This window comes from Bradyrhizobium sp. BR 1433, assembly GCF_051547665.1.
Taxonomy (GTDB): domain Bacteria; phylum Pseudomonadota; class Alphaproteobacteria; order Rhizobiales; family Xanthobacteraceae; genus Bradyrhizobium; species Bradyrhizobium australafricanum.
On sequence record NZ_JBPUGG010000001.1, the window covers coordinates 1,579,967 to 1,595,992 of the forward strand.

The 16,026-nt window shown below is 61.4% G+C and carries 12 protein-coding genes and 4 pseudogenes; 10 read left to right on the forward strand and 6 right to left on the reverse strand.

What is annotated here, in order from left to right:
- Positions 1-68 precede the first annotated feature (68 nt).
- The gene (locus ACSKB9_RS07990; protein WP_076831674.1) at positions 69-302 is read left to right on the forward strand and encodes a DUF1127 domain-containing protein; all 234 of its coding nucleotides are present in this window, start codon (positions 69-71) and stop codon (positions 300-302) included.
- 246 nt (positions 303-548) lie between these two features.
- On the forward strand, positions 549-1,952 hold the full coding sequence (locus ACSKB9_RS07995) for an alpha/beta fold hydrolase (protein ID WP_438072418.1): 1,404 nt from the start codon (positions 549-551) through the stop codon (positions 1,950-1,952).
- A gap of 151 nt (positions 1,953-2,103) precedes the next feature.
- Here the strand turns inward: ACSKB9_RS07995 and ACSKB9_RS08000 are convergent, their stop codons facing one another.
- The gene (locus ACSKB9_RS08000) at positions 2,104-3,540 is read right to left on the reverse strand and encodes an IS1182 family transposase (RefSeq protein ID WP_438072420.1); all 1,437 of its coding nucleotides are present in this window, start codon (positions 3,538-3,540) and stop codon (positions 2,104-2,106) included.
- Positions 3,541-4,056: 516 nt separating this feature from the next.
- Between ACSKB9_RS08000 and ACSKB9_RS08005 the strand changes: the two genes are divergently transcribed.
- The 6 genes and pseudogenes from ACSKB9_RS08005 to ACSKB9_RS08030 all read left to right on the forward strand — a co-directional run.
- Entirely contained in the window at positions 4,057-4,296 is a 240-nt protein-coding gene (locus ACSKB9_RS08005) for a hypothetical protein (RefSeq protein WP_438072421.1), read from the forward strand.
- Positions 4,277-5,179, forward strand: a complete 903-nt coding sequence (locus tag ACSKB9_RS08010) for a hypothetical protein (protein ID WP_438080105.1) — start codon at positions 4,277-4,279, stop codon at positions 5,177-5,179. The genes ACSKB9_RS08005 and ACSKB9_RS08010 overlap by 20 nt, the downstream gene beginning before the upstream one ends.
- Positions 5,180-5,218: 39 nt before the next feature.
- Positions 5,219-5,776, forward strand: coding sequence for an amino acid kinase family protein (locus tag ACSKB9_RS08015; protein WP_438072423.1), 558 nt, complete (start codon positions 5,219-5,221; stop codon positions 5,774-5,776).
- Positions 5,664-6,413 (forward strand): amino acid kinase family protein, encoded by a 750-nt coding sequence (locus tag ACSKB9_RS08020; RefSeq protein WP_438080107.1) that lies wholly within the window; start codon positions 5,664-5,666, stop codon positions 6,411-6,413. Before ACSKB9_RS08015 ends, ACSKB9_RS08020 begins: the two co-directional genes overlap by 113 nt.
- Before the next feature lie 311 nt (positions 6,414-6,724).
- On the forward strand, positions 6,725-7,900 hold the full coding sequence (locus tag ACSKB9_RS08025) for a M14 family metallopeptidase (RefSeq protein WP_438072425.1): 1,176 nt from the start codon (positions 6,725-6,727) through the stop codon (positions 7,898-7,900).
- A gap of 15 nt (positions 7,901-7,915) precedes the next feature.
- Positions 7,916-8,002: pseudogene (locus ACSKB9_RS08030) on the forward strand (IS5/IS1182 family transposase); the annotation flags it as partial.
- Between the two features lie 118 nt (positions 8,003-8,120).
- On the opposite strand, the pseudogene ACSKB9_RS08035 reads toward ACSKB9_RS08030, so the two are convergent.
- Positions 8,121-8,476: pseudogene (locus tag ACSKB9_RS08035) on the reverse strand (amidohydrolase family protein); the annotation flags it as partial.
- Positions 8,477-8,765: 289 nt separating this feature from the next.
- On the opposite strand from ACSKB9_RS08035, the gene ACSKB9_RS08040 reads away from it, so the two are divergent.
- On the forward strand, positions 8,766-9,986 hold the full coding sequence (locus tag ACSKB9_RS08040; RefSeq protein ID WP_438072427.1) for an ABC transporter substrate-binding protein: 1,221 nt from the start codon (positions 8,766-8,768) through the stop codon (positions 9,984-9,986).
- Between the two features lie 60 nt (positions 9,987-10,046).
- On the opposite strand, the pseudogene plsY reads toward ACSKB9_RS08040, so the two are convergent.
- From plsY to ACSKB9_RS08060, 4 genes and pseudogenes are all read right to left on the reverse strand, one after another.
- Positions 10,047-10,699: pseudogene (gene plsY, locus ACSKB9_RS08045) on the reverse strand (glycerol-3-phosphate 1-O-acyltransferase PlsY).
- Between the two features lie 40 nt (positions 10,700-10,739).
- A pseudogene (locus ACSKB9_RS08050) lies at positions 10,740-11,880 on the reverse strand (amidohydrolase/deacetylase family metallohydrolase).
- A 58-nt stretch (positions 11,881-11,938) separates the two neighbouring features.
- Positions 11,939-13,882, reverse strand: a complete 1,944-nt coding sequence (locus ACSKB9_RS08055) for a patatin-like phospholipase family protein (RefSeq protein ID WP_438072429.1) — start codon at positions 13,880-13,882, stop codon at positions 11,939-11,941.
- Positions 13,883-14,104: 222 nt separating this feature from the next.
- A complete protein-coding gene (locus ACSKB9_RS08060) occupies positions 14,105-15,256 on the reverse strand; it encodes a zinc-binding dehydrogenase (protein ID WP_438072431.1) in 1,152 nt (383 codons plus the stop codon).
- Positions 15,257-15,331: 75 nt separating this feature from the next.
- Between ACSKB9_RS08060 and ACSKB9_RS08065 the strand changes: the two genes are divergently transcribed.
- A complete protein-coding gene (locus tag ACSKB9_RS08065; protein ID WP_438072433.1) occupies positions 15,332-16,024 on the forward strand; it encodes a hypothetical protein in 693 nt (230 codons plus the stop codon).
- Positions 16,025-16,026 lie beyond the last annotated feature (2 nt).

The window sequence follows — 16,026 nt, forward strand, 5'->3', positions numbered from 1 at the left end:
CTGTTAAGCGCGCCAGGGGATGTGCCTGCAATCTCGCTTGGCAGAAATAGACCAACCTGGACATTCCAATGAGCACCATCCACGGAACCAGTGAGTTTGGACCAGCAACGGCAAGGCGGCAGTTTTACAGTCCCCTCGAGGCATATTGGAATGCATTTCGTGAGTGGCGCAAACGCGAGAGGCTGCGTGCTGCGCTGGACGATCTGAGCGACAGAGAGTTGATGGATATCGGGATTGCACGGGGCGAACTCGACTACGTCGCCCGATCGGCGCTCTCAGCCGATCCGCGTTTCACATTATAGCTGCCCTAGTTTGGCCGGACGGGGCGATGCGGCCTTAGATCTGCCGGGGAAAGTCGATGAAGTCGGCTTTTGGCCCCTAAGCTGACGGTCTGCATGACCACCGGGAAGGTCGGCTCTTCGAGAGTAACCGGAAGTCCCTTGGCTCGGCCGCCGTGGACGGCTTTTGACCCACAGCCGATATGGGACCTAGCCCGACGCCAATCCAATATGCTTTGATGCCGAAATCACCAATCTGGGATCAAGTCCTTGACGGGCGAACGGATGGAACGACGGCTGGCGGCCGTGCTGGCGGCGGATGTTGCTGGGTACAGCCGCCTGATGGGAATTGACGAGGAAGGGACGCTCGCCGGCTTAAAGACCGTCAGAAAAGTGATCGTTGATCCGTCTATAGCTTCTCACCGAGGCCGTATCGTCAAGACGACCGGCGACGGTATGTTGGTTGAGTTTGGCAGCTCAGTCGATGCGATCCGCAGTGCAGTTGAAATCCAACGTAGCATGGCTGAGCATAATCCTAATGGGCCACAGGATCGGCGTATCGAATTTCGTATAGGCATCCACGTTGGTGACATCATATTCGATGACAACGACATTTTCGGGGACGGTGTAAACATCGCCGCGCGATTGGAAGGTATTTGTGACCCTGGTGGAATTTGCGTATCAGCTGTCGTCTATGATCAGGTGGATCGCAAGATCGATGTCTCTTTTGCGTCGCGGGGTCTGCAAAAACTGAAAAATATTGAGCGACCGGTGGACATCTATTTTGCCGTACTTAACGAGGCGGTCGACGCTAGTCGGAGCGTCCCCTCGGCCCAGCAGGTACAATATTGTAGATCAATTGACGGTGTGCGACTGGCTTACTCGCGAGTTGGGACCGGGCCGCCTTTGGTAAAAACCGCAAACTGGCTTAGCCATCTGGAGCTCGATTGGGAATTGCCAATTTACCGCCACATGCTGGTAGAGCTTGCGAGGCGAAACACTCTTGTTCGTTACGACGCACGAGGAAGCGGCTTGTCCGATTGGGACGTAAGTGAAATGTCGCTTGATGCTTGGGTGATTGATCTAAAAGCTGTTGTTGATGCGTCCGGGTTGGAACGTTTTCCACTCTTCGGCTATTCACAAGGCTGCGCGGTCAGTGTGGCTTTCGCAAACCGCTACCCAAACCGTGTATCAAAATTGATCCTCTATGGAGGTTTCGCTACCGGACGCTGCAAGCGGCCATCCGTGACCGAAGCAGACCTCGATCGCTACAATGCCACTAGAACGTTAATACGAGTGGGTTGGAATTCAGATGAGCCAACTTTCAGACAATTGCTGACATCACAGCTCGCTCCGACAGCGACCGTTGAACAGGCAGCCGCCTTCAACATCATGCAGCGAAAATCTACCTCGTCAGAGAACGCTGTTCGCTACTACGAGACAGTGAGCAATTTCGACATTACTGAGCTATTGCCCGAAGTTTCTGTACCCACGCTCGTCTTACATGCCCGAGAAGAAATTATGCAGCCCATAGAAGAAGGCCGCCGCCTAGCCGCAGCTATTCCTGGTTCGAGGTTTGTATCTCTCCCTGGCAAAAATCACGTACTGTTGGAAAACGATCCCGGAATGGCCCAATTTCTCGAGGAGGTAAGGCAATTTTTAGAAATGGGGTAAATGCGAGCACTTCCGGTCTTGGCCCAGGCTGTGTGAGAACCCTGTTTTCAATTGGCGGGCGAGATGTTCCCGCACCGGTTTCGTAGCTCGTCTGGGCTGCCAATGAGCTGCCAGAAGGTTCTAAGCGCTGAGGCGCCGGTACAATGTCGGGTTACGTCTGCATCGCTTCCAGCAGTGTGGCGCAGCCCAAAATCGCTATTACGCGTTTCATGTTGTAGGCGAGCACATTAAGCGCCATTTCGGTCGCAACCTTGTGTCGTCGTCGCATCAGGAAGTGCGTCGCACCCATCCAGGCCTTGATGGTCCCGAACGGATGCTCCGCCGTCTGCCGGCGTAAGGTCATCTTGTTGGGGTCTTGGTCAAGTCGCTGCTGAACCTTCTCCAGCACAGCTTCGTGCTCCCAGCGCGTGATACGCCGTTCGGGGCCGGTCGTGCACTGAGCCTTGAGCGCGCAGATGCGGCAAGCAGTCGTCCAGTAACGGCGGAGTATCTTGCCATCCTCCTCGACGGTGAAGCGATACGTCAGCCGTTCACCAGCAGGACAGCGGTAGATGTCTTCGGTCGCGGCATAGATGAAGTCTTGCTTGCCGAAACGGCCTGCAGCTTTCGCACCTGAGGTCATCGGTTTCGGCAGTGTGACCGTGATGCCAGCCTCCTCGCAGGCGCAAATCTCTTCGCTGTCGTAGTAGCCGCGATCAGCAACGGCATCGAGTGTCTCGACAGCCATCTCGGCACGCGCCTGCCCGGTCATGTTGGCGAGCTGGTGGCGATCGCTGCCCACATTGGTCACCTCGTGAGCCACGATGAGATGATGCTGCGTATCAACTGCAATCTGCACGTTGTAGCCAACGATGCCAGTATCCTTGCCACTTGTCGCCATCGAGCGAGCGTCAGGATCGGAGAGCGAGATCTGCTTGTCTTCACTCTTCATCATCTCTGCGTTGATCGCGTTGAGCCGGACGATTTCCTCCTTGAGCTTCTCGATCTTGCCCTTCAACCGCTCAACCTTCACCTCCGGCACCGCATCGCCATGCCGATCGGCGGTCTCCAGTTGAGAGAGATAGCGGGCGATGCTCTCATCGATCCGCTCAAGACGCCTCTTCATCTTGGCCTCGGTGAAGTTCTTGTCCCGGGCATTGATAGCCTTGAACTTCGATCCATCAATGGCGACGCTCGCGGCACTGAACAGATCAAGCTTGCGGCACAGCGCGACGAACTCGCGACAGACCTGACGGATGGCCTTGCCATTGTCCTTGCGGAAATCCGCGATGGTCTTGAAGTCCGGTGCTAGCTGCCCCGTCAACCAGATCAACTCGATGTTGCGCTGGCATTCCCGCTCGAGGCGCCGGCTCGACGGAATCCGATCAAGGTAGCCGTAGATATAGAGCTTGAGCATAGTGCCGGGATGATAACTGGGGCGGCCGGTGTCGAGTGGCTGGACACCTGCAAACCCGACCTTGCGGAGATCGAGACCGTCAACGAACACGTCGACCGCTCGCACCGGATTATCCTCGGTCACATAATCGTCGAGCGATGCCGGAAAAAGTGTGCTCTGCCCGCGATCCAACCCTTCGACGAAGCGCTTCATCTGATCCCCCGCAAGTCGTCGGAGAATCTTATCGCGCGAATCACTTCAAACAGAAGGTTTTCACGGTTTTCACACAGCCTGGGCCCATAGCTGACGGTCTGCATGACGATCGCGAACGTCGGCTCTTCGAGGTGAACCGGAAGTCACCCGGCTCGGTCGCTATGGGCGGCTTTTGACCCAAAATGGGAATCAAAGCTTGAGCGCTGGTGAATCACCGAACACAGCAGCACGCGCCGTGCCGGGTTGCTCGCGGCCGCGCGTTGCGGTCGGGCAACGCTTTCTGGAAAAGCGTAGCGCCAACAGCTTCCGCCCATTGCGCGTTTCCATTTTGATCCGAATGATCGATGCCGTCGCGTGCTGGGCGGATGCAGACAGGGCTCGGATCGAGCCTTTGGAGGCTACGGGGTGATGAACCCGCGGCGAATTGCGACTCCGGAGTTGTGCGGGACGGTCGTTCTCGCAGGTTGGCTCTTTGCCTGGCTTGCCGGCTCTGCCGGCATCGGGAACAGCGGCGCAGTGTCCATCGAGGACCTCGCACCATCTCTCGCCGCCAACGCCGAACTGGCTGATACGCGACAGGCCACGGCAGTCGACAACGTCACCAAAGTGAATGCTGAAGCAGCGATGGCTGCAGAACCCGTGACGGGGCCGGCGTCCGACACGATGGCCACGCCGCAGGCGGGCGTCATGGGTAACGCTGTCGCCAACGCCGATGCGGCGATGGCGGTTGAAATTGGTGCCGGCGACGCCCCCTGATGCGACAGCAACCTCCAGCGAGCCGAAGTCAATCGTCGTGGCTGCGTTGCCGGATTCGTCGCAGACGCTGCCGGCCGAAACATCGCCGGTGCAAGCGGCAACGGCGAGCCTGCCTCCAGTGTCTGGTGACGCCGAGGAGGCCGCGAGACCCCTGGATATTTTCGAGGAGTGCCTCGTCGTCGATGTCTGCATCGACCGGTACCTGTGGGCGCTCTACCAGCGGACGCCGAAGCAAGACACGATCAGCGTGCAAGAGCAGCGGAAAGTGACCGTCAAGAAGAAGCGCAAGACGGTGACTGTCACCAGGACGTTCACCAGGCGCGTCGATAACGATTTCACGTGGAAGGATCCGAAGGCGGCGGAACGAGTGGGCATGCCGATGATCGACTACGTGATTGGAGGGGTGGATCGAAACTTCAAACTCAAGCTGTTTCACGCACTTTACGCGGCGGAGCAGGCCGGGTTGGCGCCCGGCATCACCAGCGCGTTCCGCGATGACTACCGTCAATCGATCGCGAGCGGCCTGAAGGCGGCGTCCGACAAGTCATACCATGGCGGGAGCTTCCGCGGCGGCTATGGCCACGGGCTTGCCGTCGATGTCGTGAGCGTCAGAGGCGCGACGCGGGCGGAGCGTTGGGTCTCCACCGAGGCCCTTTGGAAATGGATCGATGCGCGTGGACCGGATTTTGGAATCGGGCGACCGTATCTCGATCGAGATCCACCACATGTCGCGCCGATCGACGGCAAGGAATACGCCGCTCACCGCGGCGGGACGAAAGCTCAGCACGCGGAAACGGATCGCAAGAAGCGCGACCGGGGCGCTGTGCGGGTCGTGGCAAAACGATCAAAGACCGCAAAGGCGTCGAAGGGGAGAACGATCTGATCGGGTTCAGCTGCGCCTTCCAACACGACGCGGGCAACAATGCCTAGCAATCCCATCATCGTGCAAAAATACGGCGGCGTCTGTCTCGAAACACCGGCAAGAATCCGCGCGGCCGCGAGCAGTGTCGCCGATTTGCATGGCCGCGGTCATCGTGTCGTGGCGATCGTTTCAGCGATGGGCAAGACCACCGATGAACTCGTCAGGATGGCCTATCAGGTCAGCCCGCATCCCAATCGCCGCGAACTCGATATGCTCTTGACCACCGGCGAGCGCATCAGCATGTCCTTGATGAGCATGGCGCTGTCCGATCTCGGCGTGCCGGCGATCAGCTTTACCGGCAGTCAGGCCGGTGTCATGACCGACGGGTCCCATTCCTCCGCACGCATTCTGGACGTGCGGCCCATTCGCGTGCGCGAAGAACTCGATCGTGGACGCATCGTGGTTTTCGGCGGGCTTTCAGGGCGTGAACCCGCTGACCAAGGAAATCACGACGCTTGGCCGCGGTGGCAGCGATACCACCGCGGTCGCCATGGCTGCGGCGCTCAAGGCGGAGTGCTGCGAGATCATCAAGGAGGTCGACGGAGTTTGCTCGGCTGACCCGCGCATCGTCGCGGACGCAAGACCCTTGCGTCAGCTGGATTTCGCATCCCTATCCGAAATGTGCTTCTGGGGCGCCAAAGTCCTGCACTTTCGCAGCGTGGAGCTGGCCCACAGCCAAAACGTGCCTTTGGTCCTGAGAAAGTGGGGCGGCGCTCGACACAGCACGCAAGTGATGAAGGAGGTCGCAGGCATGGAGAACGGAAAAGTCCTGGCCGTCAACTCGATGGCTCGCATTGAGCATGTGGAGATCGATTCGGCGGACCTCAATCAAGGCTTTGAGAAGTTCGCGCAGCATCTCCAGCAAAATGGCTTGCCTTGGCCGCAACTCCTCGCCTCGGCTTTCACCGCCGAAAAAACCCGCATCATGATGACTTGCAATTCTGAGACACTCGACGCGTTGCTGCGCACACTGGAACGGAGCAAAGACCTGCGCAAACAGCGCGAGACGCTGAGTTCGGTGAGCCTCACATGCTTCGGCGGCATTTCCTCGGACCTGCCATACAAGGCGGTTCAGATTCTGCAACGTCACGGAATCATCGCCGACAAGTATGTTTTGTCATCGCATTCGGTAAGCTTCTTTGTTCCGGTGGAGAGCCGCGAGGCCGCGGTCATGGCTTTGCATTCGCTGATCTAAGGCCGTGAACCCATAAACGCGCCGCGCTGACGCGTTGTCAGTGTCCGCTGTGCCCCGATAGCCCACGCATTGTTGCACAGCAGCGAACCGACGCGAGGCCGGTCCCTCTCTGATGATCTGCCATCCTGGAGTTTGGCGAACAACGCTGCAAAGTCCCTAGTCCGAGCCAATTCCAACATCAGCTCGCGCAACAATCTTGCACCCTGATGAGATCAGTAACACACTTCGGTGCCCGGCAGTCGCGGGATGTCGCGACCATTATGCGTTTCATTCTCTGATCGTACCATCATAAAAAAGCGAGAATTGACACCATGCCAGACAATTCCGAAAAAGGTCTCGATCGCCGCAACTTCTTGATTGCATCTATCGCCACCGCTGGAGCCTCGGCCGCCTTCGCTGTCAACGCTAACGCTGCTGGCGAAGCGTCGGCTGCGTCGGCGGGGACCGTCTATACCGGCGATGTGATCCAGGGGAAGAAGGTCATCAGCGCGCTGGACGTCAACGACCTTGAGCCCGGGCAGAAGCATCTCTTCTATTTTCAGGGCGTGCAGATGCCTACGGGCAAACACTGGAATGTGTCGGTAGTGGTCGCGAAGGGGGTAAGGCCAGGCAAGCGCGTCCTTCTGATCAGTGGTGTGCACGGCGACGAGATGAGCTCGATCCATACGGTCATGACCGTGATGAACCAGCTCGACCCCAAAAGTATGTCGGGCACGGTGATTGCGGTCACCGATGTGTCTCGCCCCGCCTTGGAAAGCATGCAGCGGCGATGGCCCAACGTGGGGTTGGGTGCCGACCTCATAGACATGAACCGAGTATGGCCGGGAGACGAAAACGGCCCCACCCCGACCAGCCGACATGCGGGGTTGCTGTTCAATCGTCTGCTGCGGCCGAACGCCGACTTCGCCATCGATTTCCACACCGGAGCAACCGGCTTTAGTGCTAGTGCCTTCAATCTCGGCGATATGAATATTCCGGAGGTCAAGGCGATGCTGGAACTCTTTCCCGTTACCCAGATCTTCAATAATCCGGTGTATCCGGTTGTTCTCCATAACGCTCTGATTGACGTGGGCATTCCTGCGTTCTGCTCTGAGATTGGCCCCGCTCGGGTACTCACTCCTGATATGATCGATCTGTTCGTTGAGGGTACGATGAACGTACTCAAACACCACGGTATCGTATCCGGCCCGATGGGCAAAACCGGCAAGGACGTGACTGTTTTCATTGGCAACAGTGGCTTCCCGATTGTTGCGACCGAAGCCGGCTTCGTCGAACCTCTGGTTAAGCTTCACGACAGGGTCAACCCTGGGCAGAAGGTCGCTGTACAGCGCAACAGCTTTGGCGAGATTGTTGCCGAATATATGAGCAGCGTCACGGGGGAGGTCTTTGCACTGCGTACTGACGTGACATCTGAGCCGGGCAATCCTTTGCTGTTTATTCTTTTCGAGAAGCCGACGCGGGAGGGCATGGAGTCTTATCCCGAGTAGTTCGCCCGAGCACGTTCCGTCGTGCGCGTGCACCAGCACGGAGCCTGCATCGCGGACAACGATCGCCAAGATATGGGTCGCTCGCGAGGGGGCCTGACGAGTCCGCGCCCTAGTTGAAATTTGGCAAGGGACGACGTCGCCCGTCGGCCCTTGGCATCCAGACCGGCTTCGCTATCGCCTGCTTGAGAACGAAGCGGACGCGGTTTTGTGAGTACGTGCCCTATTTCGGATGCCACCAGCGTCCGCCGATCACGACGCCTTCGGATGCGATCTTGCGATCGCCCGTCAGATGCTCGCCGACCACATCGACATAGTCGAACGTCCCCTGCCGGACGAGAGCAGCGTGGCGTCGCCGACGCTGCCCGGCTTGAGGCTGCCGAGCTCCGGCCGCCGCAATGCCATCGCGGCATTGACGGTGGACGCCGCGATCACGTCCGGCAAAGGCATCCCCATGCAGAGGAATTTCGACATCGTCGTCACCTGGTCGAATGCCGATCCGTCGATGCAGAGCTGATGGATGTCGGAGGAGATGGTGTCGGGGTAGAGGCCGCTGGCGAGCATCGCGCGCGCCATCTTCACGCGGCGATGGAGCGCAAGGAGCGCAATGTTCCCGGACGAAGAACTCACGCCGCACAGGAACGTGGCTCGCCGATCAGTCGGGAGTATTTCCACGCCGCTTCGGCAAAACGCCCGATGACGTTGCGAGACCGCCTGCACGCGCGAATGCTAGGAGTCTGTTACGAGGGAATGCTTGCGCGGCAGCAGGCAGCCAAGCGCCGGCGCCTCCTCGACGGTCGTACCACGCCTCCACAACCCGGTGCGCGGATGACATCGCCATCATGACTGCCGACCGTGGAGCCACGCGATGCGCAAGGGCTGGTTCAGGCCGACAATCGGAGCTGCGATCATCAGCCTCGGTCTGCTTGCAGCGGCCGACCTGTTTGCCGAAGGCCGCAAATACGATCCCGGTGCCAGCGATACCGAGATCAGGATAGGACAGACGATGCCCTATAGCGGCCCGGTGTCGGTATTCTCCGTCATCGGCAAGGTGCAGGCCGCCTACTTCCGGATGATCAACGAGCGGGGCGGCATCAACGGCCGCCGGATCAACCTGATTTCCTACGACGATGCCGCGACGCCGGCGAAGACGGTCGAACAGGTCCGCAAGCTCGTCGAAAGTGACGAAGTCCTGTTCATGTTCCAGTCGGTGGGCAACGCCCCCAACATCGCGATCCAGAAATATCTCAACGACCGCCACGTTCCCCAGCTCTTCGCGGGCGGGCGGTCGATGCGGTTCGAGGATCCCGTCAACTTTCCCTGGACCATGGGATTCGCGCCGAACCTGCGGACCGAGATCCGCGTCTATGCGCGTTTCATTCTCGACAATTACCCGAACGCCAGGATCGGCCTGCTCTACCAGAATGACGAGAGCGGAAAGGAATATCTCGCGGGGCTGAAGGACGCGCTCGGCGCGCGGGCGCCGGCCATGCTGGCGTCCGAAGCCCCCTATGACATGACGGACCCGACCATCGACTTGCAGGTGGTCCGGCTCAAGGCTGCGGCGGTCGACGTGCTGATCGACATGGCCGCGCCGAAATTCGCCGCGCAGGCCATCCGCAAGACCGCCGAGCTCGGTTGGAAGCCGCTGCATTTGCTGGGTGTCGGCTCGTCCTCGATCGACGCGGTGCTTGTGCCGGCGGGGATCGAGCACGCTCGCGGGCTGATTTCGGCGAGCTCGTTCAAGGAAGCCAGCGACCCGACCTGGGCCGACGATGCCAGCATGAAACGATGGAGCGCCTTCATGGCCTCCTATTACCCGGAAGGCGACCGGAACAGCCTCTTCACGACCTACGGCTACAGCGCCGCCGAGCTGCTGGTGCGCGTGCTGCAACAATGCGGCGACGATCTCTCGCGCGACAACATCATGCGCCAGGCCGCCAATCTGAAGGACGTGAAGCTCGATCTCTTACTGCCAGGCCTCTCCATCAACACCAGCCGCAGCGACTATCGCGTCGTCAAGGAGTTCCGGATGATGCGCTTCACCGGCGAGCGCTGGGAGCCGCTCGGACCGATGGTCAAGGATTGACCCTATCCACGCGTCACCGCTCCTGTCCCACCGCGATCACTTTGCACATCCGAAGACGTCTCAATGCCCGAGCCGCGCCTCCGTGCCGGCCAGCAGCCGCTGAATGTTGGCACGATGGCGCACGATCACGTAGATGCCGCCTGCGATCACCAGCAAGCGATAGGGCAACGGCTGCTCCAGGCCGCAGACGAGGACGATCGCCGTCAATGCCGCCAGCATCGAGCCGAGCGAGACAACCCGAAAGACAGCCACCACAGCGCCAAAGGCCGCCGCAGCGCCGAGGCCTACCGGCCAGGACATCGCCAGCAACACGCCGAGCCCGGTCGCGGCCGATTTGCCGCCGGTGAAATTCAGCCAGATCGAACGGCCGTGCCCCAGCAACACGGCCAGCCCGGCCAGGCAGACAGCCCAGGACACGCACGTTTGCGGATCAAGCGCTGCCGGCGGCGTGACGGATGGCAAGGTGTACAACCAGGGATAAAACCAGCGGGCAAACAGGATTGCCGCTACGCCTTTCAGCACGTCGACAAGGAGCACCGCCAATGCGGGCCACTTCCCGAGGGTTCGCAATACGTTCGTTGCCCCGGTGGATTTGGAGCCATACTGGCGGATATCGATGCCCCTCAGCAGCTTCCCGCCAGATACCCCGTCGGCGTCGAACCGAGCAGATAGGCGATCGCCAGTCCAGCCACACCCGCGATCCAGAAGATCATGTCAGTCACCTCGATGCCCGCGGCGGCGCGTCCATCAATCCTAGCGCGGATGCCACCAGCGTCCGCCGACCACGACGCCTTCGGATGTGATCTTGCGATCGCCCGTCAGATGCTCGCCGACCACATCGACATAGTCGAACGTCCCCTGCCGGACCGAGAGCAGCGTGGCGTCGCCGACGCTGCCCGGCTTGAGGCTGCCGAGTTCCGGCCGCCGCAATGCCATCGCGGCATTGACGGTGGACGCCGCGATCACGTCCGGCAGCGGCATCCCCATGCAGAGGAATTTCGACATCGTCGTCACCTGGTCGAATGCCGGGCCGTCGATGCAGAGCTGATGGATGTCGGAGGAGATGGTGTCGGGATAGAAGCCGTTGGCGAGCATCGCGCGCGCCGTCCTGAAGGCGAACGAGCCCTTGCCATGGCCGATGTCGAACAGCACGCCGCGCTCGCGCGCCTCCAGCACGACCTTCTTCACCGTGCCCTGCGCGGTCGCGGGTGTGTTGGGGAACGGACGGAACGCATGGGTCAGCACGTCGCCCGGACGCAGGCGCCCGAGCACCTCCTCATAGCTCGGCGGCGGATGGTCGATATGCGCCATCAGGGGCATGCCGACCTGCTCGGCAACCTCGAGCGCGATCTCGAGCGGCACCAGCCCCGAGGTGCCCGAGGCGAACAGGCCGACCCGCACCTTGATGCCGACGATCAGGTCGCGGTTCTCGTCGGCGACCCGCGCCGCATCGATTCGGATTCATCAGCCGCAGCTCCTCGCTCTCGCCGACCATCACGCGATCCGAGAAGCCGAAGATGCCGGCGTGCGAGATGTGCAGATAGGCGAGGATGCGGACCTGGCTCGGCTCGATCACATGCTTGCGGAAGCCGGCAAAGTTGCCGGGGCCGGCGCTGCCGGTGTCGACCGAGGTGGTGACGCCGGAATTGCGGCAAAACTCCTCCGCGTCGATGCCGAGCGAGGTGCCGCCCCAATAGACATGGGTGTGCAGGTCGATGATGCCCGGTGAGACGATTAGCCCCGAGACGTCGCGGACCTCGGTGGCGGGATCGGCTTGCAACTCGCGGCCGACCGCAGCGACCTTGCCCGCGGCAAAGCCGACATCGGTCACGGCATCGAGTTTCTGCGACGGGTCGATCACCCGTCCGCCGCGCAGGATCAAATCGAAAGGCATCGTGTTCTCCGGATTCGGTCCGGCACGATGGTCGACTTCGCCGGCGCCTGCAAGCCGCTCAACCGACACGGGCCTGTTGGGAAACCGGCGCGGTCGCTGTCGCGCGATCCGCGCCCTTGTCAGCGACCATGTCCGTTCCCTTGTCCGCTCCGTTGGCCGACGCGACGATGGCCGCAATGGCGGGATTATGTGCCGCCTCCGAGGCAGCAATGGTCTCGCGGGCCCAGCGGTACGAGGATTCGAAGATTTCCTGATGGCGGTCGAAATCGGTGACGTCGATGCCGTCGGGCGTCGGCGGACGCATCACCATGTCGAGCGGCGTGGTCGGCAGCGTATCATAGCGCTGATGCGCGACGAGGCTTCGCCACAGCACGTTGACGGCGCTCGGCGCGGCCGGAAGCAATTTCTTGCGGAACGGCGTCAGCAGCGATGCAAGCAGCTCGAGCCGCCCCGGCAGCGCGGCGTAGTCGACGTCGAACATCTCGGTTGCCGGGTCGCCGAAATGGACCACCAGATTCGGTCCGCTCTTCATCTGGTGCATCTGCGCCAGCGGAACGTTGTCGACGAGGCATCCGTCGACCAGCATCGAGCCGTCCCTCGTATAGAACGGCGGCAGCAGACCGGGGATGGCGCTCGACGCCCGCACCGCGTGCCACAGCAGACCGGTGCGGATCAATTCGAGACTATGCGTCGACAGATTGGTCGCGACCGCCGCGAACGGCCGCCAGCAGTCCTCGATCCGGCAATTGTGGCCGTACTGCTCGGCGAGCGCGGCATCGAACGCCTTGTGGTCCAGCAAGGCGTAGCGCGGCCAGGTCGGGCGGCGGAAGCTGCGACTGGAGACGAATATCTCATGCGTGCCGCGCTCGAGATGCTCGGCGTCGTAGTTCTTGGCAAAGCCCGCCGCCATCGCCGAGCCGACGCTGGTGCCGACAAAGATGTCGAACATCGCGCCGCGCTCACGAAACGCCTTGTAGACGCCGACATGCGCGGTGCCGAGGCTGCCGCCGCCGGCGGCGACAAATCCGACGGCGCGACCGCACAGGAAGCGAACCAGGCTGTCGATGTCGAGCTGGTCCTCGAGCGCGACGTGATGATGCATGAAGCAGGGCAGCCGCGCCAGCCACGCCGCGGTGCCGCTGACCTCGTGGCGCCTGACGTCATGAACCCGGACGAGGCGCCGCGTCGACGCCGGATGCACGGCGCAGGCGAAGCGTTCGATCTCCGTCAGATCGGGCGTCGGCGCATGGCCACGGCAGGCGAACACGACAAGATCGGCCTGGCGGATGGTTTTCCGCGCCCACTCCGATGCGTCAGGACCACCGAAATAGGCCACCAGCGGCGCGTCGTACTCGATCCTGTTGAGCCAGTCGGCGACCTCGGATGCGTCGAGCGCGCGGCCGGGAAACATCGCCTGAATCCGCGCGAGGTCGACGATCTCGGCACCCGCAGCGGCAAGGCCTTCGCGCAACCTGTGCTCAAAGGCGGCAGGCACCGGTTCCCGTCCGCCCGGGATCAGCGCGACGGTGCGCGCCTTCGGTGACGCCCGGAGCGGCAGCAGACGCGCGGTCTCGGTGGCAAACCGCCACGCGAGCGCAGCCAGCAGCGCCTCGACGATCTCGGGCGTTTCCCGCGCCAGCGTCGTATAGGCGGCGCGCGTCAACACCAGCACGCTGGTGTCGCGGATCGCAATCACGTTGGCCGTGCGCGGGATATTGGCAAAGAACCCGATCTCGCCGACCAGTTCGCCGGCGCGAAGTTCCGCGATCGGTTCGGGATGACTGGTCCGGTACACCGCGAGCGCGCCATGCAGCACCAGGAACAGCGCGTCGGAGGCGCCGCCCTGCTCGACCAGCAGCTCGCCGCGCACGAGGTCGCGCCGGGTCATTGCGCCAAAGGCGATCAGCCGCTGCTCCGCGCTGAGGGTTCTGAACAGCGCGAAGTCCTCGGACACGTTTCCCCACGCAAACGTCGCGCTCGGCGGCACACGGTTCGAATGCATGATCCGATGTCAGCGCCGGGCCGTCGTCCCGGCGAGCGATATCAGGGCCCAATCGGCCGCACCCTGGAGCCATTTTCCGTTCCGATGGAATCGGAACGGGGCTCTGGATTGTTGTTTTGACGCGTTTTCTTCACGCGAACCGGCATCCACTTCGCTCGAAAACGCTCCAGCCACAAATCCTTGGGAGCACTGCAGCAGGATTTGCAGCATCCGCCATCTGCTTCACCCGACCAATTCCGGCCACGGCACGATGGTCGACTTCACCGTTTTCATCGCCATTGCGTCGGCAACCGCGCGGGCGACGCCGTCTTCGGTGAACGGATAGATCGTCTGCATGTCGAGCCAGGGATATTTGTTGCGCGTGCGGTAGAGCATGTCGACGCCGAGCGGCAGGTCGTTGCCGGTAAAGCCCCAGGAGCCGAGCACGTTGAGATCCTTGGTGCAGATACGGTGCCACGAGGTGTTGATCGAGCCGGCATCGGTGAACTGCCCCATCTCGACATAGGTGCCGCCGTCGCGCAGCATCTCGATGCCCTCGGGGCCGGCGGTCGGATGGCCCGAGCAGTCCATGACGAGGTCGGCGCCGAAACCGCCGACGATGTCACGCACCGCCTTGATGCGCTGCTCCGGCGTCTTGAGCTGCTCGATATCGACGGTCGCCTCGGCGCCGAACTTGCGCGCCAGCGCAAGGCGCGGCGCCTCCGGCGCGCCGACGCAGATCACGCGCCCCGCGCCCATTTCCTGCGCAGCGGCGACCGCGAGGATACCGATCGGCCCCGAGCCCTGGATCACCACCGTGTCGCCCCAGCCGAAGCCGCCGGCGCGGGTGGCGCGGTTGAAGGCGCGGATGCAGGAGGTCAGAGGCTCGGAGAGCGCGCCGAGCCGCAGCGACATGTCGTCAGGCAATTTGTAGATCTTGGTGCCGGGCAGCATGTCGAGATCGACATAGACATATTCAGCCCAGCCGCCCCACATGTGCGGCGCCTTGTCGAAACCGAGATAGCGGCCGTAATAGACCGGCGTCAGGCATTTGTTGGCGCTCTCGGGATAATGGATGCAGTAGTAGCAGCGGCCGCACGGCATCAAGGGCGGGATCATCACCTTCGATCCCACCTGCAGCGGCTTGCTCATGAAATCCTCGGTGAACTCCGCGCCGCATTCCACAATCACGCCGCCGAGTTCATGGCCGAGCGTGAACGGCCACGGCAACGGCTTCGGCCAATGTCCCTTCAGGATGTGCAGATCGGTTCCGCAAACGCCACAGGCGCCCACCTTGATCAAGGCCGCCTTTTTGCCGACTTCCGGCCATGGCACTGTCCGGATTACCGGCTTGGCTCCAGGTCCATCATGCGTGCAGACGCGGATCTGCTCCATCGGTTCGCTCTCCCTGTCCTTGTCGTTGGGCCGGGTTCGGCCGAGCCGACTTTAGGTCAGGACGATTGGGATGTCATGAAGGCCTGCCATGAAGGTCTTCGTGACGGACCTTGGCGGAACGAGGCGCTTTTCGTCCTGGCGGGAGCATTTTTCCGCAAGGAGGCATCGATTGTGAAAGAAGCCAAGGGCGAATTGGCTGGTAGCATTGCGGGGAACGACACCATGAATCCTGGTATCGAAGGCATCGTTGGCATGTACGTCAAGTTGGGCGAACTGGACACGCTGCAACGAATGAAGGAGCATCGACAGGGTCTGCTCGACCAATGCGTCGATACCGCGAATTTCAGCTTCGATGTGACGAGATCGATCTACAGGAGCGACCTCGAGGTGATCGAGGCCGGCATCGAGAGTCTGTATGGCGAGATCACCGGCCATGTCGACGTCGTCAACGAAAAAAGGATTTCCGGCTGGGCGCTGTACAACCAACACCCCGACAAGAGGGTCGCGATCGATATCTACTTCAACGGCAATCTCGTTGGCGAAGTCGTCGCCGATCAGTTCCGCAACGATCTTCTCAAGCTCAACAAGGGCGATGGACACCATGCCTTCGTCTTCGTGCCGCCAAGCAAATCCTATCAGCCGCCGCTGCAGATTGAGGTCCGCGCGGCGAAACGAAAGATGCTGAAAGCCGTGGCTGTTGGACCACCAGCGGCGGCAGTCGAACCGGAAACGGCTGTCGAACCGGAAATGGACGCCGAGGCCAAATAACC

Excerpts from the sequence above, each read along its gene's own strand:
- ACSKB9_RS07990 (WP_076831674.1), top strand. The coding sequence starts at position 69 with ATGAGCACCATCCACGGAACCAGTGAGTTTGGACCAGCAACGGCAAGG.
- ACSKB9_RS08000 (WP_438072420.1), bottom strand. The coding sequence starts at position 3,540 with ATGAAGCGCTTCGTCGAAGGGTTGGATCGCGGGCAGAGCACACTTTTT.
- ACSKB9_RS08015 (WP_438072423.1), top strand. The coding sequence starts at position 5,219 with ATGCCTAGCAATCCCATCATCGTGCAAAAATACGGCGGCGTCTGTCTC.
- ACSKB9_RS08025 (WP_438072425.1), top strand. The coding sequence starts at position 6,725 with ATGCCAGACAATTCCGAAAAAGGTCTCGATCGCCGCAACTTCTTGATT.
- ACSKB9_RS08040 (WP_438072427.1), top strand. The coding sequence starts at position 8,766 with ATGCGCAAGGGCTGGTTCAGGCCGACAATCGGAGCTGCGATCATCAGC.
- ACSKB9_RS08055 (WP_438072429.1), bottom strand. The coding sequence starts at position 13,882 with ATGCATTCGAACCGTGTGCCGCCGAGCGCGACGTTTGCGTGGGGAAAC.
- ACSKB9_RS08060 (WP_438072431.1), bottom strand. The coding sequence starts at position 15,256 with ATGGAGCAGATCCGCGTCTGCACGCATGATGGACCTGGAGCCAAGCCG.
- ACSKB9_RS08065 (WP_438072433.1), top strand. The coding sequence starts at position 15,332 with ATGAAGGCCTGCCATGAAGGTCTTCGTGACGGACCTTGGCGGAACGAG.